Here is a 21,207-nt window from a genome sequence, read left to right as displayed (position 1 = left end):
AGAACACCCTAAGACTGAACGCCCTTAGTTGCGGCCGGGACGACGGGTCGGGTCGCTGAGCTGGAACAGGCGCGCCGACAGGCCGGACGCCGGTTGCAGCGCGGTCAACTGGGTCCGGGTCCGTGCGCCCTGCGGATCGGTGATGGTCCACTCTTGCAGACGCATCGGATTGCCGGCGAAGGCCAGCACGACCTGACCATCGTTCGGGCGGTTGGAATCCCGCGCCGTGATGGCGAAGGCGCCCGAGGCCATCCGGGTCACGCGCTCGATACGCACGCCCTGATCCAGCCGCACATTGCGCGCTAGGAAGGTCGACAGGGGGGTGCGACCCAGCGGCACCTGCTGGAAGCTGTTCAGGCGCGGGTCGTAGCGTTTGACGTTGTAGCCGTCCGACACCACCAGCAGACCTGCGGGGTTGGTGTATTCGAACCGCATCTTGCCGGGACGTTGCAGATAGAAGCGGCCCTGACGCGTCTGACCGTTCGGGCCCGTTTCGGTGAAGGTGCCTTGCGCCGAGGTCAGGGCCTGCAGATAGCCCTGCGCCTGTTGCACCACGGCGCGATCCTCGGCCGACAGGTTGGACTGGGCGTGGGCGGCGTCGAAGGCGCCCAGCGCGATCAGGCCGGTCGTCAGGCCGGCGCCCAGCAGCAGGCTGCGGCGGTGCAGATCGGCGGCCGGCAAGGCCAGGGTCTTGGTGCGCGAGGTCATGAAGTTCGTCTCCCGTTCGGGATGGTTGTCGATCCTGCCGTCTTGCCCGGTCGGCTTGGCGTCGGAATGACGCGAGCCTGACCATATTCCGGCGCTGCGATGAAGCCCTGTTCATCGAAATGCTGAAGCTTGGACGCGATAGCGGGTCAGACAACGGCTCCGAGCCGCAGCCGTTCCTCGATTTTCGTCACACCATCGGCGGCGGGCCGGCCAGGACGTCGCGCTTGCCGGCGTGGTTGGCGGGGCTGACCACGCCCTCCTGCTCCATCCGCTCGATCAGGGAGGCGGCGCGGTTGTAGCCGATCTGGAGACGGCGCTGGACATAGCTGGTCGAGGCCTTGCGGTCGCGGGTGACCACGGCGACGGCGCGATCGTACAGGTCGTCGCCCGATCCGCCGCCGCCGCCTTCGTCATAGCCGTTGTCGCCGTCGCCGTCCGGCTCGTCAGTGATCAGATCCAGATAGTCGGGCTCGGCCTGGGCCTTCAGATGTTTGCAGACGTCCTCGACTTCCTTGTCGTCGACGAACGGGCCGTGCAGACGGGTGATGCGCCCGCCGCCGGCCATGTAGAGCATGTCGCCCTGGCCCAGCAGCTGCTCGCCGCCCTGTTCGCCCAGGATGGTGCGGCTGTCGATCTTGGACGTGACCTGGAAGGAGATGCGGGTCGGGAAGTTGGCCTTGATGGTGCCGGTGATGACGTCCACCGACGGGCGCTGGGTGGCCATGATCAGGTGGATGCCGGCGGCGCGGGCCATCTGGGCCAGACGCTGAACCGCGCCCTCGACGTCCTTGCCGGCGACCAGCATCAGGTCGGCCATCTCGTCCATGACGACGACCAGGAAGGGCAGGGGTTCGGGGCGGATCTTCTCGGATTCGTAGACCGGGCGGCCCTGGTCGTCGAAGCCGGTCTGGACCGTACGTTCGAAATGCTCGCCCTTGGCCTGGGCCTCGCGGGCGCGCTCGTTGTAGCTGGCGATGTTGCGCACCCCCAGCTTGGACATGCGGCGATAGCGATCCTCCATCTCGCGCACCGTCCATTTCAGGGCGACGACGGCCTTCTTCGGATCGGTCACGACCGGCGCCAGCAAGTGCGGGATGCCGTCATAGACCGACAGCTCCAGCATCTTGGGGTCGATCATGATGAAGCGGCATTCGGCCGGGCTGTGGCGATACAGGATCGACAGGATCATGGCGTTGACCCCGACCGACTTGCCCGAGCCCGTGGTGCCCGCGATCAAGAGGTGAGGCATCCGCGCCAGGTCGGCGACATAGGGTTCTCCGCCGATGGTCTCACCAAGCGCCAGGGGTAGCAGGTGACCCCTCTTGTCGTATTCGGCGCTGGCCAGAAGGTCGCGCAGATAGACAGTCTCGCGCTTGGCGTTGGGCAGTTCGATGCCAATGGCGTTGCGGCCCTGGACCACGGAAATACGACAGGCGCGGGCGGACATCGACCGGGCGATATCGTCGGCTAGGGCGACCACGCGGCCGTGCTTCACGCCCGGCGCGGGCACCAGTTCGTAGAGCGTCACGACAGGGCCGGGACGGATCTGGTCGATCACGCCGCGCACGCCGAATTCCTGCAGCACGCCTTCCAGCATCTTGGCGTTCTGTTTCAGGGAGTCCTCGTCCACCGAACCGACGCGCTGGGCCGGCTTGGTCAGGATGCCGAGCGGCGGCAGGTCGAAATCGCCTTCCGGCCGCACGAAGTCGAAGGCCTGCTGGTCCACGTCGTCCTTGCGGACCTTGGGCGCCTTGACCGCAGCGACGCGAGGCTCGACCGGGCGCGCGGCCGAGGGGCGGGGCGCGGGCTGGACGGCGTCGTCCTCCCAAGGCGGCAGGTCGTCATAGGCGGTCTGAGGCGGCTCTTCTGCATAGGTCGGGGCCAGCGGCGTCTCTTCCGGTGGGGCCGCGCGGGGCGCTCGGGCCTTGGCGGGCGCCTTTTCGCGAGCGGCTTGGGGCTTCGGCTGGGGCGGCGTGGGCGCGCGCAACGACTTGCCCCAGTGCAGGGCGTCCAGGAAATCCATGGCGCGCAGGCCGATGGCGAAACCGACCAGCCACAGCCCGGCGACCAGGAAGACGAGGCCTGCAATGATGCGGCCGCCGGGGATATGCAGGGCGCCGAGGCCGCGCGCCGCCAAGCCTGTCACCGCATCGCCCCACAAACCGCCCAGACCGGCGGCGAGCGGCCAGGCGGCGGGCGCGGCCAGGGCGGCGAGCGCGCTGGACAGCAGCAGCGTCCCGCCGGTCGCGGCCAGGGCTTTCAACGGCGTGGGCTTGAGCCTTTGCTGGATCGCATCACCGACCGCGCGCGCCAGGCCGAAGGCGACCAGCAGCAGGGCGGCGGGCCAGGCCGCAAGGCCCAGCGATTGCATGAACAGGTCGGCGAACAGGGCCCCGTTCGTCCCAAGCCAGTTGGTCGTCGGCAGGCTGGAAGCGGCATTCAGACTGGCGTCCGCCGGATTCCACGACACCAGGGCGACCAGCAGCAGGGTCGCCAGCAGGGCCTGCAAGACCCCCCTGAACCGCACCACGAACGGCGCGTCCCACAGGATGCGGGCGCTGATCCAGGCCTGACGGCCGATGACGAGGGCGGTGGACATGAAGGATCGAACCTTCCTGCGGCTGACGTTCGGCCGCCTTTGTCGCACCCACAGGGTTAAGGGGCTGTTTACCAGCTTGGCTTTGCGACGGCGTTTTGTCTCCTCCCCGCTTTGCGGGGAGGGGGACCGCGAAGCGGTGGAGGGGTTCTTGAAGCCCCATAGACATCTGCGATGCGGCAAAGAACCCCTCCGTCACGACGCGAAGCCGCGCCGCGCCACCTCCCCATGAAATGGGGAGGAGACTATGTGGGCGTTTCGCCCTCTGGACCTTTGGCCGCGACGGCGCGACAAGCCTTCCATGGCTGATACCGAACGCTACGACATCGTCATCGCCGGCGCGGGGCTGACCGGGGCGGCCTTCGCCCTGGCGGCGGCGCAAGCGCAGTTGAAGGTCGTGATGATCGATCCGCAGCCGTTCAGCGCCCAGTTGGCGCCGACCTTCGACGGACGGTCGACGGCCGTCGCCTTTTCGACCTTCCGCATGCTGGACGCGCTGGGCCTGGGCGAAAGCCTTCGTCCCCACGCCTGTCGGATGGACCATATTCTGGTGACCGACGGGCGTCGGCCGGGCGCGGCCAGCCGATCGGCCTCGCCCGCCTTCCTGCGCTTCGACGCCGACGAGATCGGAGGCCGCACCGGCGGCGAGCCGCTGGGCTATATGGTCGAGAACCGCCGCATCCGCGCGGCTCTGGCCGAGGCGGTGACGCGCGCGGGGATTGCAGTGCGAGCCCCAGCCTCTGTCGCCAGCGTCGAGACGGATGCGGGCAAGGCGACCGTGACCCTGGCCGATGGATCGACCCTGATCGCGCCCCTGGTCGTCGGCGCCGAGGGGCGAGGCTCGGCCGTGCGCCGCGCGGCCGGGATCGAGACCGTCGGCTGGGGCTATGGCCAGAGCGGCGTGGTGGCCACGGTGCGGCTGGGTCGCGACCACGGAAATGTCGCGCACGAATATTTCCTGCCCAGCGGCCCCTTCGCCATCCTGCCCCTGACCGATCAGCGCGCCAGCCTGGTCTGGACCGAGACGACGCGACGGGGCGAGGCGTTGCGCGACGCCTCGGACGACGCCTTCCACGCCCATCTGATGCGGCGGTTTGGGGAGTTTCTTGATGGCGCGACGGTCGAGGGTCCGCGCTTCGTCTATCCGCTGTCGCTCAGCCTGGCGGAAAAACTGATCGCGCCGCGCATCGCCCTGATCGGGGATGCGGCGCACGGTGTTCACCCCGTCGCCGGTCAGGGTCTGAACATGGGGCTGAAGGATGCGGCGGCTCTGGCCGAGGTGCTGGCCGAGGCCGCGCGCCTGGGCGAGGACATCGGGTCGGAAACCGTTCTGGAGCGCTACGCCCGCTGGCGCCGGTTCGACAATGCGGCCCTGGCGGCGGGCTTCGATGCCTTTGTGCGCCTGTTCTCCAACGACATCGCGCCGGTGCGTCTGGCGCGCGACCTGGGCATGGCCGCGGTCAATCGCATCGGTCCTCTGCGCCGCGCCTTCATGCAGGAGGCGGGCGGCGCGACAGGCGACTTGCCCCGGCTTTTGCGCGGCGAGGCCGTCGTCTAGTTCAACTGCATCCGCACGCGTTCGAAGGTCGTGAACCGCCGCGCCTCCTCGACGCCGTCCAGACCCTGGGCGCGCGCCAGGGCTTGCAACGAGCCGGCGAGCGCCCCCTGCTTCTCGCGAGCCGAGGCGACATCGAGCCACGGCCGGTGGTCCTCGGGGTCCAGCAGGGCGCGACGCAGGGCCGACCGCTCGGCGCCCTCATAGTCCCGGCCGCGAATGGCCCGGCTGAACAGCACATTCTGCAGCCGGATCAACGACTGACGATCCGTCACCGGCGCCATCAGAAGATCCAGCCGATCCGCGACGTGCGGCATCAGACCGGCGCGAAGCGCGCGCCGGGTCAGTTCGCTGGGCAGGATCAGCCGCCCCTGGCTGAACGGGTCCAGGGCGACAGGACCTTCGGGCGTTTCGACGCGAACCATGAAATGGCCCGGAAAATCGACGCCGGCCGCGGTGATGCCGGCCGCGCGCGCCGCGTGCAGATAGAAGACCGCCAGCACGGCGGACAGGCCGCGCCGCCGCTCGGCGACCGCGATGATGTCGGTGTTGTCGGGATGGTCGTAATGGATCAGGTCGCCGTTCAGCCGCAGGTCGGCGCACAGGGTTTCGGCCAGGGCCTCGTCGGGCCCTTCGCCGCCGATCCGCTCCTTCAGCCGGTCGCAGGCGTTGCGGGCCAGGGCGCGAACAGGCTCGGGATCACGCAACGGATGGTCATGGATGGCGCAGGCGATCGCCGCCTCCAGCAAGGGGAAGGCGTCGTCTTCGGCCTGACCGGCGGCGGTCAGAACGGCCTCGGCCTCCTCGCGCGTCATGCGATCCCCTCGTCAGCGCCTCTCGACGCCGCGAAGATGACGTGGAACGCGCCAAGGAGCCAGCGCCACCATATCAATTCTCAAATCCAGACGTTGCAGACCCGGCCGATTGCGTCGGATCGCCTCGCCCGCTGCGACCAGTCGATCGTATTGGACCGGCTTCAGCGCCAGGAGGGCCGCCTCCATCGTCGCGCGGCGTTTGACCTCGACGACCGCCAACACCCGACCGCGACAGACCAGCAGATCGATCTCGCCGGCCCGGCTCTTCAGACGAAACCCCAGCACGCGATAGCCGCGCAGGATGAGCCAGAAGGCCGCGATCCATTCGGCGGCGTGACCGGACTTGAAAGCCGCCCCGCCCTTCGCCTGACGCCACGCCGCCTTGGAGCGACGGACCGGCGCGGGACGAGACAGGCGTTTCACTTGCCCTTCAGCTCCAGCGCCCGGCGATATAGGGTCTTTCGGTTCAGCCCCAGGGCCTTGGCCACCTCGGAGGCGGCGTCCCCAGTCGACAGGGTCTGAAGGGCGTCGATCAGGGCGGCGTCCGCGTCGGCCTCGGTCGCCTGAACCTCTTCGCCGGGGCCGACGACCACGACGATCTCGCCCTTGGGCGCGTCTAGGCGCGGATCGACGGCCAAGTTGTCCAGCGTCCCGCGCACGCACTCTTCATAGAGTTTGGTCAGCTCGCGGGCGACGGCTGCGGGGCGCGGACCCAGCACGGCGGCCATATCGGTCAGGCTGTCCTTCAGGCGCGGCCCGCTTTCGAAGAAGACCAGCGTCTGGCGCTGACCCTTCAAGGCGTCCAGCGCGGCGGTGCGGCCTGCCGTTTTGGGCGGCAGGAAGCCGGCGAACAGCACCCGGTCGGCCGGCAGGCCGCCGATGCACAGGGCGGCCAGCAGACTCGAGGCGCCGGGGATCGGATGGACGGGCAGTCCTTCGGCGATCACCGCGCGGGCGACGACGAAGCCGGGGTCGCTGACCAGAGGCGTGCCCGCATCCGAAACCAGGGCCACCACCTGACCCTCACGCAGCCGTTCGATCGCCTGTTCGGCGGCGCGGCCGGACGCATGGTCGTCGCACCGTTCCAGCTTCGCCTTCAGACCATAGGCGCTCAGAAGTTTAGCGGTGACGCGGGTGTCCTCGGCCAGCACCAGATCGGCGGCGGCCAGCACGTCCAGCGCCCTCAGCGTCATGTCGCGCAGGTTGCCGATCGGGGTGGCGACCAGATAGAGGCCCGGCTCCACCCGCCGGGGCGGCGGGGCGGCGGGTGGAAAGGGCGAAGGTTCGCTCAACGCTCGACCACGGCCGCAGGGGGACGCGGCGCCGAGGTCAGGCCCGAGCCCTGGAAGGCGGGGCCGGCGTCATAGGCGGCGAAGGTGGCGGCGGTGATGATCTCGCTGACCGAGGCGCCCAAGCTGACGATCTGCACCGGCTTCTCCAAACCGACCAGCAACGGTCCGATCACGGTCGCGCCGCCCAGGGCCTGAACCAGCTTGGTCGAGATGGCGGCCGAATGAATGGCGGGCATGACCAGGACGTTGGCCGGCTTGGTCAGGCGGTTGAAGGCGTAGGCCGAATGCCCCTTGGGATCCAGCGCGACTTCCGGAGGCATTTCGCCCTCGTATTCGAAATCGACGCCCTTCTTGTCCAGGATGCGGATCGCCTCGCGCACCTTCTCGGCGCGGTCGCCGGGCGGGTTGCCGAAGGTGGAATAGGACAGGAAGGCCACGCGCGGATTGCGACCCAGCTTCCTGACCGTATCGGCCGCCTTGACCGCGATGTCGGCCAACTCCTCGGCGTTCGGCAGTTCGTGGATGGTGGTGTCGGCGACGAACAGGGTGCGACCCTTGGCCAGCAGGATCGACAGCCCGATCAGGGTGTCGTCCACATCCAGCACGCGCTGGACCTCCTTCAGCGCCATGTTGAAGTTGCGTGTCACGCCCGCGACCATGGCGTCGGCCCGGCCCTTGGCGACCAGGGTGGCGGCGAAATAGTTGCGGTCCTGATTGATCATCCGCTGCACGTCGCGGCGCAGATAGCCCCGGCGCTGGAGTTTTTCGTACAGCCAGTCGGTGTCCTCGACATTGTGGTCGGAGACGCGGGCGTTGGTGATCTCGATGCCCAGCTCGTCGAAGTTCAGACCGGCCTCTGCCGCGTTCTGACGGATCAGATCCTCGCGGCCGACTAGGATTGGCGTGCCCAGATCGGCCTGTTTGAAGCCCCAGGCGGCGCGGATGACGGCGGGTTCTTCGCCCTCGGCGAAGACGACGCGCTTGTTCGGCCCGCCGCGCACGGCCGAGCTGATCTTCTGCATCAGGGCGGCGGACGGATCGACGCGCGAACGCAGCGCGTGGCGATAGGCGTCCATGTCCTCGATCTGGACGCGGGCCACGCCTGTGTCCATCGCCGCCTGGGCGATGAAGGGCGGTATGTACCAGATCAGGCGCGGATCGAAGGGCGTCGGGATGATGTAGTCAGGGCCGAACTTCAGCTTGCGTCCGCGATAGGCGGCGGCGACCTCGTCCGGCACGTCTTCGCGCGCCAGGGCTGCCAGAGCCTGGGCGCAGGCGATCTTCATCTCGTGGTTCACGCGGCGCGCGCGCACGTCCAGCGCGCCTCGGAACAGATAGGGGAAGGCCAGGACGTTGTTGACCTGATTCACATAGTCCGAGCGGCCTGTGGCGATGATGGCGTCCGAACGCACCGACTTGACGTCCTCGGGCGTGATCTCGGGGTCGGGGTTGGCCATGGCGAAGATGATCGGATTGGGCGCCATCGACGCGACCATCTCCCTGGTGATCGCGCCCTTGGCGGACAGGCCCAGCACCACGTCGGCACCGACCATGGCTTCGGCTAGGGTGCGCAGTGGGGTGTCGGTGGCGTGGGCGGCCTTCCACTGATCCATGCCGTGGTCGCGACCCTTGTAGACGACGCCGTCGCGGTCGCAGATCACGGTGTTCTCGGCCTTGACGCCCGCGGCCTTCATCAGGGCGATGGAGGACAGGCCCGCCGCCCCGGCGCCGGCCAGCACGACCTTGATCTCGTCCAGCTTCTTGCCGGCGATATGCACGGCGTTGATCAGGCCGGCGGTCGAGATGATGGCGGTGCCGTGCTGGTCGTCATGGAAGACGGGGATGTCCAGCAGGTCCTGAAGCTCGCTTTCGATGACGAAGCATTCGGGGGACTTGATGTCCTCCAGATTGATGCCGCCCCAGGTGTCGCCGATGTTCTTGACGACGGTGATGAACTCGTCCGGATCGGTGGTCTTCACCTCGACGTCGAAGCTATCGACGTCGGCGAACCGTTTGAACAGGACCGACTTGCCCTCCATGACCGGCTTGGAGGCCATGTGACCCAGGTTGCCCAGGCCCAGGATCGCCGTGCCGTTCGAGATGACGGCGACCAGGTTGCCCTTGGAGGTGTAGTCGTAGGCCTTGTCAGCATCGGCGGCGATGGCCAGGACCGGCACGGCTACGCCCGGCGAATAGGCCAGCGACAGGTCGCGCTGGGTCGCCATCGGCTTGGTCGGCGCCATGGAGATCTTGCCCGGCGTCGGGATGCGGTGGAAGTCCAGCGCTTCGTCGTCGGAGAAGGTTTGCTTTTCGGTCTGATCGGGCATCGGTCGTCCAGGGCGTCGGCGTGGCTGTAACCGTTCGTGTCCTAGAGGCTGGGACGGGCCGCGCCAACCCTTGACGCGGAGGAAGCCTGCGCAATCGGCCCGGAGACTTACCTTCGCGTCAGCGTCAACGCCGTCAGATCGACAGCACGCCCGTCCGTTCGATCTCGACCGGCCCGGTCATCAGGACGTGATCGGTTTCCGCATCCCAGTCGATGAGCAGTTCGCCGCCATCGACGACCACTGTCGCCTTGCGTTCGGTCAGGCCGCGCCGCGCAGTGGCGACCAGGGCGGCGCAGGCGCCGGTGCCGCAGGCCTTGGTCAGGCCAGCGCCCCGCTCCCAGACCCGCAGGCGGATATGGTCCCGGTCCAGCACGTTGGCGAAGCCGACATTGACCCCTTGCGGGAACAGCGGGTGATGCTCGACCAGCGAGCCGGATCCGGTGACGAAGCCGTCGTCCTGGCGGTCGGTGAAGAAGACCACATGCGGATTGCCCATGGAGACGGCGCCGGGCGTATGCAGGATCGGCGCGTCGATCGGCCCGACCTGAAGCTCGATCCCGCGCGTGTCCATCTCTTCGGCCAGCGGAACCTGGGTCCAGTCCAGGCGAGGCTTGCCCATGTCCACGGTCACGCGGTGGTCGCCGGCGCGGGTGGCGGTGGTCGGGCCGCCCGCCGTGTCGATCACCACGCGGTCGGAGGCGTTGGCCTGCATCAGCAGCCAGCCGACGCAGCGCAGGGCGTTGCCGCAGGTCTCGACCATCGATCCGTCGGCGTTCCACACCCGCATGAAGGCGTCGGCTGTGTCTGACGGTTCGATGGCGATCAGCTGGTCGAAGCCCTCGCCCGTCCGGCGGTCGCCCAGAGCACGAATCTGGTCCTCGCCGGGAGCGAACGGCTGTTCCAGCGCATTGACGACGACGAAGTCATTGCCGGCGCCGTTCATCTTGACGAAAGGACGGGTCATGCAGGCCATATAGGCCCAACCCAGCGTCGCGGAAACCAGCGTGTCCCAGACCGAAACCGACCCCAAGGACAACGGCCTGCGACTGCGCGCCCGACTGCGATATCTGTATCACGGCAGTCAGCCGGCGGCGGTGCGGTTCCGGTTGATGGTCATCGGCATCGACCTGGCGATCATCGGCTTTTTCCTTGCGGCGCCCATCCTGAAGAACATGGGCTGGGCCTTCTATGCGCTGGACTATTTCATCGCCGCCATTCTGGCTCTGGATCTGGCCGCGCGGGCCTATGCCTATGCGAACATCAAGGACTGGCTGAAGCGGCCGATCGTCTGGGTCGACCTGTTCGTGCTGGCGACCCTGCTGTTTCCGGCCTGGCTGTTCAATCTCGGCTTCCTGCGGATGTTGCGGCTGTGGACCCTGCTGAACTCGGACTTTTTCTGGCGCACCGTGGGGGCGCGGTTCGACGACACGCGGGTCGAGGGGATCGCCCGCGCCCTGGCCAATCTGATCACCTTCGTCTTCGTGGCGACCGGCTTCGTCTATGCGACCTTCAGGGGGCATGACGGCATCGCCGGCTATGTGGATGCGCTGTATTTCACAGTGGCTACTCTGACGACGACCGGGTTTGGCGACGTCACCCTGCCGGGGCCGTGGGGGCGGTTGTTGTCCATCGCCGTCATGCTGGTCGGCATCACCCTGTTCCTGCGCCTGGCCCAGGCCCTGATCCGACCGCACAAGGTGCATTTCCCCTGCGATCGCTGCGGCCTGCAGAACCACGACCCTGACGCCGTCCACTGCAAGGCGTGCGGCAATCTGCTTTGCATTCCCGACGAGGGATGATGCGGCGCGTCCCGCCGGTGTGACAAAACGGTAAGGTCGCACGGCTTGCCGCACGGGGAGGCGTCGTTAAGGTGCCGGCTTCGTTTTCGGGGACCTGTCCATGATCCGTGCTTCCGCCGTCGCGCTTGCGACGCTTCTCGCCTCCACCAGCCTGACCTCGGTATCCATGGCCCAGACTTCCGCCTCCTCACCCGCCCCCGCATCCGGCGGCTTCGCGACCAGCGACGCGACCGACCCCTATCTGTGGCTCGAAGAGGTCGAGGGCGAGCGGGCGATGGAGTGGGTCAAGGCCCACAACGAACGCACCTTCGCCGTCCTGCAAGGCGATCCGCGTTACGAGACCCTGCACCAGCAGGCGCTGGAGATCGTCCAGGCCCAGGACCGCATCCCGTCGCCTGGCTTCACCCACGACGGCCATATCGACAACTTCTGGCAGGACGCTCAGCATGTGCGCGGGCTGTGGCGTCGCACGACGCTGGACAGCTATCGCACCGCCACGCCCGACTGGCAGACCATCCTCGACATCGACGCCCTGGCGGCGGCCGAGGGCCAGAACTGGGTCTACAAGGGCTCGACCTGCCTTCAGCCTGAAGAGCGCTACTGCCTGATCAGCCTGTCGAACGGCGGCAAGGACGCGGTGACCCTGCGCGAGTTCGACACGGTCGAGCGCAAGTTCGTCGACGGCGGCATCACCCTGCCGGAATCCAAGGGCGGCGCATCCTGGATCGACAAGGACACCCTGCTGATCTCGCGCGACTTCGGTCCCGGCACCCTGACCAACTCGGGCTATCCGATGGTGGTCAAGCGTATGAAGCGCGGCCAGACGCCCGACCAGGCCGAGACCCTGTTCACCGGCCAGCCGACCGACGTTTCGGTGTCCGGCTATACGCTGCGCGACGCCGACGGGGTGGTGAAGGCGACGCTGATCAACCGTTCGGTGGACTTCTATTCGTCCGAGACCTGGCGGCTGGGCGACGACGGCGCCCTGACGCAGCTTCAACTGCCGGCCAAGTCCGACATCACCGGCCTGGTCCAGGGCCAGCTTCTGGTGTCGCTGAAACAGGACTGGACCGCGCCGTCGGGTCAGGATTTCAAGACCGGCGACCTGATCGCCTGGCCGCTGGAGGCCTGGCTCGCCGATCAGTCGACCCCGGCTCAGCTGGTGCTGCGCCCGACCGAGCGTCAGGCCATCGAGGGCGTCAACGTCACGCGCAACCGGCTGGTCGTGGCCTTGTACGACAATGTGCGCGGCTCGGTGCGGGTCTATACGCCCGGCCCAGAAGGAAGTGACGGCGAATGGGCGCACACGACGCTGGACCTGCCCCAGAACGTTTCGGTCGGCGTCGGTTCGGCCTCGGAGAAGGACGACAAGGTCTTCGTCAGCGTCACCGGCTATCTGAACCCCTCCAGCCTGTGGCTGGCCGATGCGGCGACCGGCGCGGTCGATCAGGTCAAGTCGATGCCGGCCAAGTTCGACGCCGCCGGCATGACGGTCGATCAGCACGAGGCCCGTTCGGCGGACGGGACGCTGATCCCCTATTTCGTGGTGCATAAGGCGGACATGCCGCTGGACGGCTCCAACCCCACGCTTCTGTATGGCTACGGCGGATTCGAAAGCTCGCTGCTGCCCGGCTATTCGGCGACGGTCGGCAAGCTGTGGCTGGAGCGGGGCGGCGTCTATGTCATCGCCAATACGCGCGGCGGTGGCGAATTCGGACCCCGCTGGCACGAGGCGGCCCTGCAACAGAACCGCCAGCGCGCGCATGAGGATTTCCAGGCCGTAGCCCTGGATCTGATCGCCCGCGACATCACCAGCCAGCCCAAGCTGGGCATCATGGGCGGCTCGCAGGGCGGGCTGTTCATGGGGGCGATGCTGACCCAGCGGCCGGACCTGATCAACGCCGCCGTCATCCAGGTGCCTCTGTTCGACATGCTGCGCTTTCACAAGCTGCTCGCCGGCGCCTCGTGGATCGGCGAATACGGCAACCCGGACATTCCGGAACAGCGCGCCTGGATCGAGCAGTATTCGCCCTACCAGAACCTGCGGGCGGGCCAGCCCTACCCGGAAGTCTTCATCCATACCTCGACCAAGGACGACCGGGTCCATCCGGGTCACGCCCGCAAGGCGGCGGCGCGTCTGGAAGAGCTGGGCTATCCGGTGCTGTTTTATGAAAACGTCGATGGCGGCCACGCGGCCGGGGCCAACCTGCGCGAAACCGCGCGTCGTCTGGCGCTGGAATACACCTATCTGTCGCGCCGCCTGATGGACACGCCGGCGCAGGAATAGGTCTTCTTCGATCCTCCCCCATGACGCGCAGCGAAATGGGGGAGGGGGACCACGAAGTGGTGGAGGGGGCGACCCCGCGCACCGTGTCTGGTTCCGCCCCCTCCACCGCCTGACGGCGGTCCCCCTCCACCGCGACGCGGGGGAGGATCAGATTTGCGGAGTTCAAGCCATGCGTCACCTGATCCTGTCAGCCGCCATCCCGGCACTTCTTATGGTCGCTTGCGCAACCGCACCGGTCCCGACCGGCGGCGAAGAAATCGTGGTCTCGACCAACGACAGCCCCCCTCCACACTTCCCCCGCGACCTGACCCCGGCGGGCGTTGCGGCGGCGGACGATCATCTGGCGCTGGAGCAGGTGGACGGGGCCGAGGCGATGGCCTTTGTCGCCGAAGAGAACCGCAAGTCCCTGGCCGCCCTGACCGGCGATCCGCGCTACGAGACCTTCCGCGCCGAGGCCCAGGCGATCCTGACGGCGACCGATCGCATCCCCAGCCCGTCCTTCCTGGGCGACGGCATCGGCAACTTCTGGCAGGACGCGACCAATCCCAAGGGCGTCTGGCGTCGCACGACGCTGGCCAGCTACCGGACCGCAACGCCGCAATGGGAGACGCTGCTGGACATCGACGCCCTGTCCAAGGCGGAGGGCAAAGACTGGGTGTTCAAAGGCGCCGACTGCCTGGCGCCGGACGACACCCGCTGCCTGATCAATCTGTCCGACGGCGGCAAGGACGCGGTGGTCGTGCGCGAGTTCGACCTGACGACCAAGCGTTTCGTGGACGGCGGGTTCAGCCTGCCCGAAGGCAAGCACCGCATCGAATGGCTGGACCGCGACACGCTTCTGGTCGCCACCGATTTCGGCGCGGGCACCATGACGGAGTCCGGCTATCCCTTCATCGTCAAGACGCTGAAGCGCGGCCAGACCCTGGCCCAGGCGACCGAGGTCTATCGCGGCGAACAGGGCGACGGCGGATACGGCGTGAGCCCCGCCGTCTATCGCGCCAAGGACGGCAAGGTGACGGCCGTCATCATCACCCGTCCGCTGGACACCTTCCGGTCCGAGACATGGCAGTTGGCGCACGACGGCAAGACGACCCAGCTTAGGCTGCCCGCCCGCGTCTCGGTCTATGGCGTCCTGAACGACGCCCTGATCTTCTCGCCGGAAGAGAACTGGAGCCTGACCGGCGGGACGGCGTTCAAGGGCGGCGACCTGCTGTCGATGCCGTTGGAGGTGCTGCAGGCGCGGGCCGACGGCGAGACGGTTGTCAGCAACGCCGCGCCGCTGATCTTCTCGCCTGACGCGCGTCAGGCTGTACGCGACGTTCGCGTTCTGTCGGATCGCGTGGTCGTTTCCTACACGGACAATGTGCGTGGACGTGCTGGCGTCTTCCGTTCGAACGGCGAGCGCGGCTGGAGCCGTCAGGACATCACGGTCCCCGACAACCTCGCGGTCGGTCTCGGCGACTCGTCCAAATCACGCGGCGAGGTCTTCGTCTCGACCCAGGGCTTCCTCGTTCCGCCAACCCTAAGCCTGGCCGATGCGGGCGCCGCGACCCTGACCCCGCTGAAGTCAGCGCCAGCCAAGTTCGACGCGTCGCGCGACGTGACCGAACAGTTCGAGGCGACCTCGACCGACGGGACCAAGATCCCCTATTTCGTCACCCGCCCGCGCGACATGAAGCTGGACGGGTCCAACCCGACCGTCATGCTTGGCTATGGCGGTTTCCAGGTCAGTCTCAACCCGGCCTACAAGCCCGAGATGGGCAAGCTGTGGCTTGAGCGGGGCGGCGTGTTCGTGCAGGCCAACATCCGCGGCGGCGGCGAGTTCGGCCCCGACTGGCACCAGGCGGCCTTGGACGGCGATCGTCAGAAGGCCTTTGACGACTTCGCCGCCGTAGCGCGCGATCTGGAACAGCGCGGGATCACCAGCCCGCGTCGCCTGGGCATCTATGGGCGGTCGAACGGCGGGGTCCTGACCTCGGTGTCGATCACCCAGCACCCTGAACTGTTCAATGCGGCGGTGATCGAGAGCCCGCTGGTGGACATGCTGCGCTATCACGAACTGCCGGCCGGGGCGTCGTGGATCGGCGAATACGGCGACCCGCGCATCCCGGAAGAAGCCGCGTGGATCGCGAAATATTCCGCCTATCAGCAGCTCCGTCCGGGCCAGCCCTATCCGCGCGTCTATCTGACCACCAACACACGCGACGACCGCGTCCACCCCGGCCATGCGCGCAAGTTCGCCGCGCGCCTGGGGGATATGGGCTATGCCCACCTCTATTATGAGGACACGGCCGGCGGCCACTCCAACGACGCCGACCCGGTCGCCAACGCCCGTCGCTGGGCCCGCCACTATGTCTATCTGTCGCAACAACTGATGGATTGAATGAAGCGGAGAGAGCCTCACGCGAATATGAGGCGCTCCATTGCAGCCCAAGGGCTAAGAACGACGGCATGAACACCAAGGGCTGGATCATCGCGGGCACGGTCATGGCGGGCGCCCTTGCAGCCGTCGCCTCGGCGGCCCAGCCGGCGGCGGGGCGTCCGCCGCTCGCGCCGCGCCATGCGACGGCCAACGGCCCGCCGGTGGTCGTCGAACTGTTCACCGCCCAGGGCTGCGGCGGCTGCATCGAGGCGAATGCGGCGGTGGAGAAGGCAGCGGCCCAGCCGGGCGTCATCGCCCTGACCTATGGCGTCGACTACTGGGATTATCTGGGCTGGACCGACACCTTCGCCCGGCCAGAGTTCGTTCAGCGCCAGCGCGCCTATCGCGCCGCCCTGCGCCAGCGCGGCGTCTCGACGCCCCAGGTCGTGATCGACGGCCGACGTCAGGTGTCAGGCGCCCGCAGCGTCGAGCTTGAAACCGCCATCGATCAGGAGGCGGTGCGTCAGGCCTGGCCGCCGGAAATCGAATTCCGCGAGAACGGAGCCGGCGTCGGCGTCGGTTCCGGCCGCGCGCCGGTCGGCGGCGCTGAGGTGGTGGCGGTGACCTATACGCCCGGCCCTCTGGTGGTCGAGGTCCGCCAGGGCGAGAACCGCGGCCAGGCCGTGCGGCACATGAACGTCGTGCGCGGTGTGACGCGCCTGGGCGAATGGCGCGGCCGCCCGATGCTCTACGCCCTGCCGTCCGCCCGCCCCGGCGAGGCCGTGGCGGTGCTGGTGCAAGGCAAGACGGACAAGCGCATCCTGGGTGCCGCCGTCAGGGACTAGGCGCCTGCCTGCTTCGCAAAGGCCCACGCCGCGTCGCTGAGCGGACCGACCTGGGCCGCCATGGTCCTGGCGTGGGCGCTGGCGGCCGTGCCGTCGCGGACGCGGCCGGCGATGCCCTGGCAGATCGCGGCCAGGCGGAACAGGTTGTACGCGTAGAGCCAGTCGAGGTTGGCGGGCCGCATGCCTGTCGCGGCGGCGTAGCGTTCGACGGTCTCCTCCACGGACGGGATGCCCAGGGCCTCCAGATCAGCCCCGGCGAGGCCGTTGCGCAGCGAAGCCGGAATGGCCCAGGCGATCAGCAGATAGGAGAAGTCGGCCATCGGATCGCCCAGGGTCGACAGCTCCCAATCCAGCACGGCGCGAACCTCTGCTCGATCCGGCGCGAGGATCATGTTGTCGAGACGAAAGTCCCCGTGGACGATGCGGCTCGGGCCTTCAGCCGGGAGGCTGTCGGGCAGGAAGGCGATCAGCCGGTCCATTGCCGGAACCGGCTCGGTCTCCGACGCATGATACTGTTTGGTCCAGCGGCCGACCTGACGCGCGAAATAGTTTCCGGCCTTGCCGTAGTCGCCCAGGCCGATGGCGGCCGGATCGAAGGCGTGCAGCCGGGCCAGCGTGTCCGTCTGGGCTTCATATACGGCGCGCCGCTCCACGGGCGTCAGGCTGGGCAGCTTCAAATCCCAGAAGATCCGACCCTCGACCTTGTCCATCACATAGAAGATCGAGCCGATGACGGTTTCGTCCAGGCATAGGGCATGAGGCTTGGCGACGGGGAAGCCTTGCGCGGCCAGAGCCGAGATGACCTGAAACTCGCGGTCGACGGCGTGGGCGCTGGGCAACAGGACGCCGGGCGGTTTGCGACGCAGCACATACGCGTGCGTGGGCGTCACCAGTTCATAGGTCGGGTTCGACTGGCCGCCCTTGAACTGACGCACCGTAAGCGGGCCAGCGTATCCCGAGACGTGGGCGCGCATCCAGGCGTCCAGCGCCGCCTCGTCCAGGCGATAGCGCGGATCGACCTCGCGCGTGCCGGAGAAGGCGCTTTGGGCGTCCAGCGGGGCGGCGTCAGTCATGCGGCGGTCCTCTTCGTTTCCTTGAGCCGTCCGGATCTCACGCCCGGTCCGACGCGGCGATGATGGCGGCCTTCACGGCCCGACGCCAGCCGGAAAGCAGACGCTCGCGCTCGTCCGCCTTCATGCGTGGTTTCCAGCAGGCGGGCGCCTCGGCCGGGCGCGCCTCCAAGTCCGGCAAAAGGCCGACGCCCAGGGCCGCCAGGCGCGCGGCGCCCAGGGCCGTCATCTCCTGGAAGGCCGGACGCTCCACCTCGACCTCGCAGATGTCGGCGACGAACTGCATGGCGAAACTGTTGGCGGTGACGCCGCCGTCCACCTTCAGCGTCTTCAGCGGCGGGGCTCCGTCGGCGGCCAGGGCGTCGAGCAAATCGCGCGTCTGATAGGCCAGGGCTTCCAGCGCGGCGCGTACGAAATGGGCCGGACCGGAATCCCGTGTCAGCCCGACGATGGTTCCTCTCGCTTCCGGTTCCCACCATGGTGCGCCCAGACCCGTGAAGCCGGGGACCATGTACACCCCGCCGTTGTCCTTGAGGGTCTGCGCCATCGCCTCCGACTGGCGCGACTCCGAGATCAGCCCGACCCCGTCTCTCAGCCACTGGATCGCCGAGCCGGCCGAGAAGATCGACCCCTCCAGCGCATAGGCGGACTGGCCGTCGGCCTGATAGCCGAGCGTGCCCAACAGACGCCGTGTCGAGGCCACGGGCTCCGCGCCGACATTGGCGACCAGAAAGGCGCCGGTGCCATACGTGATCTTGGCGTCCCCAGCCTTCAGCGCCCCGTGCCCGACAAGGGCCGCCTGCTGGTCGCCCGCCGATCCGGCGATCGGCAGAGGCTGGCCGAACAATGCTGGATCGGTCTCGCCGATCACACCCGCGCAGGGGACGATGTCAGGCAGGGCTTCGCGCGGGATGTCGAACAAGGCGCACAGGTCGTCACGCCATTCGACCGTCCTCAGATCCATCAGCGACGTGCGTGATGCATTGGTCGCATCGGTGGCGTGGACTCGACCGCCGGTCAGTTTCCAGATCAGCCAGGCGTCGATCGTGCCCAGCTTGACCTCGCCCTTCGCCGCCCGCTCGCGCGATCCGGGCACGGCGTCCAGCAGCCAGGCGAACTTGGTTGCCGAGAAATAGGGATCAAGGATCAGGCCGGTCGCGGTCTGGACCCTAGGCTCGTGGCCTTGGGCGGTCAGGCGTGCGGTGACGTCGGCGGTGCGGCGATCCTGCCAGACGATGGCGCGATGCAGCGGCTCGCCGGTCGCTGCGTCCCAGATTACGGCTGTTTCCCGCTGATTGGTGATGCCGATGGCGTTGAAGCGGGCGACGCCTCCGGCCTTGCGCACCACCTCTCGACAGGTCTGGAGCGTCGCGGTCCAGATTTCGGCGGCGTCATGTTCGACCCAGCCGGACTTCGGGAAATGCTGGGCCAGCTCGATCTGGCTGACCGCGACGGGCCTCAGGTCCCCTTTTTCTTCGCCTACCGCGCTTCGCGCTGCTTGAGGCGCGACCTCGAAGGCGATGGCGCGGGTGGAGGTCGTGCCCTGGTCGATGGCGAGGATCAGGCTCATGGTTCTCTCCCGGCTGCGTCTTGGGCTAAGGGGAGCATATGACGACGCACCTGCCCAGCTATGAAGGCGTCCTCGACGCCGCCCGCCAGATTGACGGAGTCGCCGTCCGCACGCCCCTGCTCGAAAGCCCGGCTCTGAACGCGGTGGTCGGCGGGCGGGTTCTGATGAAAGCAGAAAGCCTGCAGCGCGCCGGAGCCTTCAAGTTTCGCGGCGCTTACAACCGCATCAGCCGACTGACCGAAGAGGAGAAGGCGCGCGGCGTCGTCGCCTTCTCGTCCGGGAACCATGCCCAAGGGGTGGCCGCTGCCGCCGCCATGGTCGGGACGCCGGCGATCATCGTCATGCCGTCGGATTCGCCCAGAGTGAAGGTCGAGGGCGTGATCGGCTTCGGCGGCGCGGTGCGCTTCTACGACCGCTGGACCGAAAGCCGCGAGGCGATCGGCGCAGCCATCGCCGCCGAGCGCGGGTCGATCCTGGTTCCGCCGTTCGATGATCCCTTCATTATCGAGGGCCAGGGGACGACGGCGCTGGAAATGCTGGATCAGGCGGATGCGCCGTTCGACCAGTTGCTATGCGGGGCGTCCGGCGGCGGGTTGATGGCCGGGATCAATCTGGTCATGGCCGAGCGCAGTCCGGCGACGAAGGTGTTCGTGGTCGAGCCGGAAGCCTTCGACGACACGGCGCGGTCGCTGGCAGCCGGAGAGCGGGTCGGTCATCCGCATGGCGCGCCCTCGATCTGCGACGCCCTGATGTCGCCGATGCCGGGTGTGCTGACCTGGCCGATCAACCGGCGGCTGGCGGGGGCGATCACCGTCTCGGATGCCGAGGTTGCGGAAGCGATGCGGTTCGCGTTCCGCCATCTCAAGATCGTCCTCGAACCAGGCGGCGCCGTATCGCTCGCGGCCCTGCTTGCCAGAAAGATCGGGACGAAAGGACGGGCGACGGCCATCGTCCTTTCGGGCGGCAACGTCGATCCGACACTGTACGCCGAGATCATCGAGGGGCGCTTTGGCGGCTGAGGATCTTTCCTTCGTGGCAAGGGTCGGCCAACCTCACATCAAATGAACTGAGGAAACGCACAATGACCAAGGCTAGTGAACTTCAAGCATTGATCGGTCAGGAGGTTGGGGTGTCGAAATGGTTCGACGTCACTCAGGCCCGTATCGACGCCTTCGCCGATTGCACCGAAGACCACCAGTTCATCCATGTCGATCCGGAGGCGGCCATGGCCACGCCGTTCGGCGGAACCATCGCGCACGGCTTCCTGACCCTGAGCCTCGCTTCGGCCATGAGCTATGACGCGGTGGCGCCCCTGGAGGGCGTCGTGATGGGCGTGAACTACGGCTTCGACAAGCTGAGGTTCCTGGCGCCGGTGCCAGCAGGATCACGCATTCGCGGTCGCTTCAAGCTGTTATCGGCAGACGACAAGGGCGGCGGACGCTGGTTGCTGAAACACGAACTGACGGTCGAGATCGAGGGGGCCGACAAGCCGGCGCTGATTGCGGAGTGGCTCGGGATGCAGATGGTCGATCCAAAAAACGAGACGTGACGCTCGCATAGGTTATGCCGCCGCGCGGTCCTAGATTGTGACGTGTCGAGGGCTTGTGATTAACCATTCTGTGGCCCAACCCGAAATTCACGTGTATCATCAAGGCCACGGTCTCAGATTTGCTGGTCTATATCGTCACGTTTCCGCCTCGACCTTATACAGCAAGGCTGGTAAGACCCGCGTAGGCGGTAGACCCGCCCCCTACTATAACAGAGGCGGAGGGATACCCCCCTATGCGTATGAAGACTTTCGTGCTGGCCTCCAGCGCAGCGGCCGCCCTGGCCCTGTCGGCTGGTGTTGCATCAGCGGAACCCAATGGTTGGTACGGCGCCATCGACGCCGGCTACCACATGATCGACGATATCAACGCTGAATCGTCCACGACCGGCGCCAACTGGAACTGGGAAGTGAACGACGGCTGGGCGGCGTTCG

16 protein-coding genes and 1 pseudogene are annotated in these 21,207 nt (G+C 67.5%); 8 read left to right on the top strand and 9 right to left on the bottom strand.

What is annotated here, in order from left to right:
• Positions 1 to 24: 24 nt before the first annotated feature.
• A complete protein-coding gene (locus GGC30_RS13500) occupies positions 25 to 708 on the bottom strand; it encodes an outer membrane lipoprotein carrier protein LolA (protein ID WP_153925221.1) in 684 nt (227 codons plus the stop codon).
• A gap of 187 nt (positions 709 to 895) precedes the next feature.
• Positions 896 to 3,307, bottom strand: a complete 2,412-nt coding sequence (locus tag GGC30_RS13495; RefSeq protein WP_153925218.1) for a DNA translocase FtsK — start codon at positions 3,305 to 3,307, stop codon at positions 896 to 898.
• Between the two features lie 298 nt (positions 3,308 to 3,605).
• Here GGC30_RS13495 and GGC30_RS13490 point away from each other — a divergent pair, with 298 nt between their 5' ends.
• Positions 3,606 to 4,862, top strand: a complete 1,257-nt coding sequence (locus GGC30_RS13490; protein ID WP_153925214.1) for a UbiH/UbiF/VisC/COQ6 family ubiquinone biosynthesis hydroxylase — start codon at positions 3,606 to 3,608, stop codon at positions 4,860 to 4,862.
• Here GGC30_RS13490 and GGC30_RS13485 read toward each other — a convergent pair.
• The 5 genes from GGC30_RS13485 to dapF all read right to left on the bottom strand — a co-directional run bounded on the left by GGC30_RS13485 (position 4,859) and on the right by dapF (position 10,257).
• A complete protein-coding gene (locus GGC30_RS13485) occupies positions 4,859 to 5,674 on the bottom strand; it encodes a SirB1 family protein (protein ID WP_153925211.1) in 816 nt (271 codons plus the stop codon). The genes GGC30_RS13490 and GGC30_RS13485 overlap by 4 nt on opposite strands.
• Positions 5,675 to 5,686: 12 nt before the next feature.
• Positions 5,687 to 6,088: a YraN family protein gene (locus GGC30_RS13480; protein ID WP_153925293.1), complete on the bottom strand. Its 402-nt coding sequence runs from the start codon at positions 6,086 to 6,088 to the stop codon at positions 5,687 to 5,689.
• Between the two features lie 5 nt (positions 6,089 to 6,093).
• Positions 6,094 to 6,966 (bottom strand): 16S rRNA (cytidine(1402)-2'-O)-methyltransferase, encoded by an 873-nt coding sequence (gene rsmI, locus GGC30_RS13475; RefSeq protein ID WP_153925208.1) that lies wholly within the window; start codon positions 6,964 to 6,966, stop codon positions 6,094 to 6,096.
• Entirely contained in the window at positions 6,963 to 9,293 is a 2,331-nt protein-coding gene (locus GGC30_RS13470; RefSeq protein ID WP_153925205.1) for an NADP-dependent malic enzyme, read from the bottom strand. The genes rsmI and GGC30_RS13470 overlap by 4 nt, the downstream gene beginning before the upstream one ends.
• Before the next feature lie 133 nt (positions 9,294 to 9,426).
• On the bottom strand, positions 9,427 to 10,257 hold the full coding sequence (gene dapF / locus GGC30_RS13465; protein WP_194943606.1) for a diaminopimelate epimerase: 831 nt from the start codon (positions 10,255 to 10,257) through the stop codon (positions 9,427 to 9,429).
• 40 nt (positions 10,258 to 10,297) lie between these two features.
• Between dapF and GGC30_RS13460 the strand changes: the two genes are divergently transcribed.
• From GGC30_RS13460 to GGC30_RS13445, 4 genes are all read left to right on the top strand, one after another.
• The gene (locus GGC30_RS13460; RefSeq protein ID WP_370451995.1) at positions 10,298 to 11,092 is read left to right on the top strand and encodes a potassium channel family protein; all 795 of its coding nucleotides are present in this window, start codon (positions 10,298 to 10,300) and stop codon (positions 11,090 to 11,092) included.
• Positions 11,093 to 11,192: 100 nt separating this feature from the next.
• Positions 11,193 to 13,379, top strand: coding sequence for a prolyl oligopeptidase family protein (locus tag GGC30_RS13455; RefSeq protein ID WP_153925202.1), 2,187 nt, complete (start codon positions 11,193 to 11,195; stop codon positions 13,377 to 13,379).
• A gap of 169 nt (positions 13,380 to 13,548) precedes the next feature.
• Entirely contained in the window at positions 13,549 to 15,762 is a 2,214-nt protein-coding gene (locus GGC30_RS13450) for a prolyl oligopeptidase family protein (protein ID WP_153925199.1), read from the top strand.
• Between the two features lie 68 nt (positions 15,763 to 15,830).
• Positions 15,831 to 16,586 (top strand): thioredoxin family protein, encoded by a 756-nt coding sequence (locus tag GGC30_RS13445; RefSeq protein ID WP_153925196.1) that lies wholly within the window; start codon positions 15,831 to 15,833, stop codon positions 16,584 to 16,586.
• Here GGC30_RS13445 and GGC30_RS13440 read toward each other — a convergent pair.
• Both GGC30_RS13440 and glpK read right to left on the bottom strand, forming a co-directional pair.
• Positions 16,583 to 17,659 carry a phosphotransferase family protein gene (locus tag GGC30_RS13440; protein WP_153925195.1) on the bottom strand — a complete coding sequence of 359 codons (1,077 nt, stop codon included), beginning with the start codon at positions 17,657 to 17,659 and terminating at the stop codon, positions 16,583 to 16,585. The two genes, GGC30_RS13445 and GGC30_RS13440, sit on opposite strands and share 4 nt — an antisense overlap.
• 37 nt (positions 17,660 to 17,696) lie before the next feature.
• Positions 17,697 to 19,226, bottom strand: a complete 1,530-nt coding sequence (glpK, locus tag GGC30_RS13435; RefSeq protein ID WP_153925192.1) for a glycerol kinase GlpK — start codon at positions 19,224 to 19,226, stop codon at positions 17,697 to 17,699.
• A gap of 38 nt (positions 19,227 to 19,264) precedes the next feature.
• Here glpK and GGC30_RS13430 point away from each other — a divergent pair, with 38 nt between their 5' ends.
• The 3 genes and pseudogenes from GGC30_RS13430 to GGC30_RS13420 all read left to right on the top strand — a co-directional run.
• Positions 19,265 to 20,245 carry a threonine/serine dehydratase gene (locus GGC30_RS13430; RefSeq protein WP_153925189.1) on the top strand — a complete coding sequence of 327 codons (981 nt, stop codon included), beginning with the start codon at positions 19,265 to 19,267 and terminating at the stop codon, positions 20,243 to 20,245.
• Positions 20,246 to 20,307: 62 nt separating this feature from the next.
• On the top strand, positions 20,308 to 20,775 hold the full coding sequence (locus tag GGC30_RS13425; RefSeq protein WP_153925186.1) for a MaoC family dehydratase: 468 nt from the start codon (positions 20,308 to 20,310) through the stop codon (positions 20,773 to 20,775).
• 233 nt (positions 20,776 to 21,008) lie between these two features.
• Positions 21,009 to 21,207 (top strand): annotated as a pseudogene (locus tag GGC30_RS13420) (cell envelope biogenesis protein OmpA); the annotation flags it as partial.

Origin of the sequence: Brevundimonas sp. SPF441, from assembly GCF_009661015.1 — a bacterium.
In the GTDB taxonomy this organism is placed as follows: Bacteria; Pseudomonadota; Alphaproteobacteria; order Caulobacterales; family Caulobacteraceae; genus Brevundimonas; species Brevundimonas vesicularis.
Note: the sequence above shows the minus strand (reverse complement) of the source record. Positions and strands in the feature narration are given on the sequence as shown.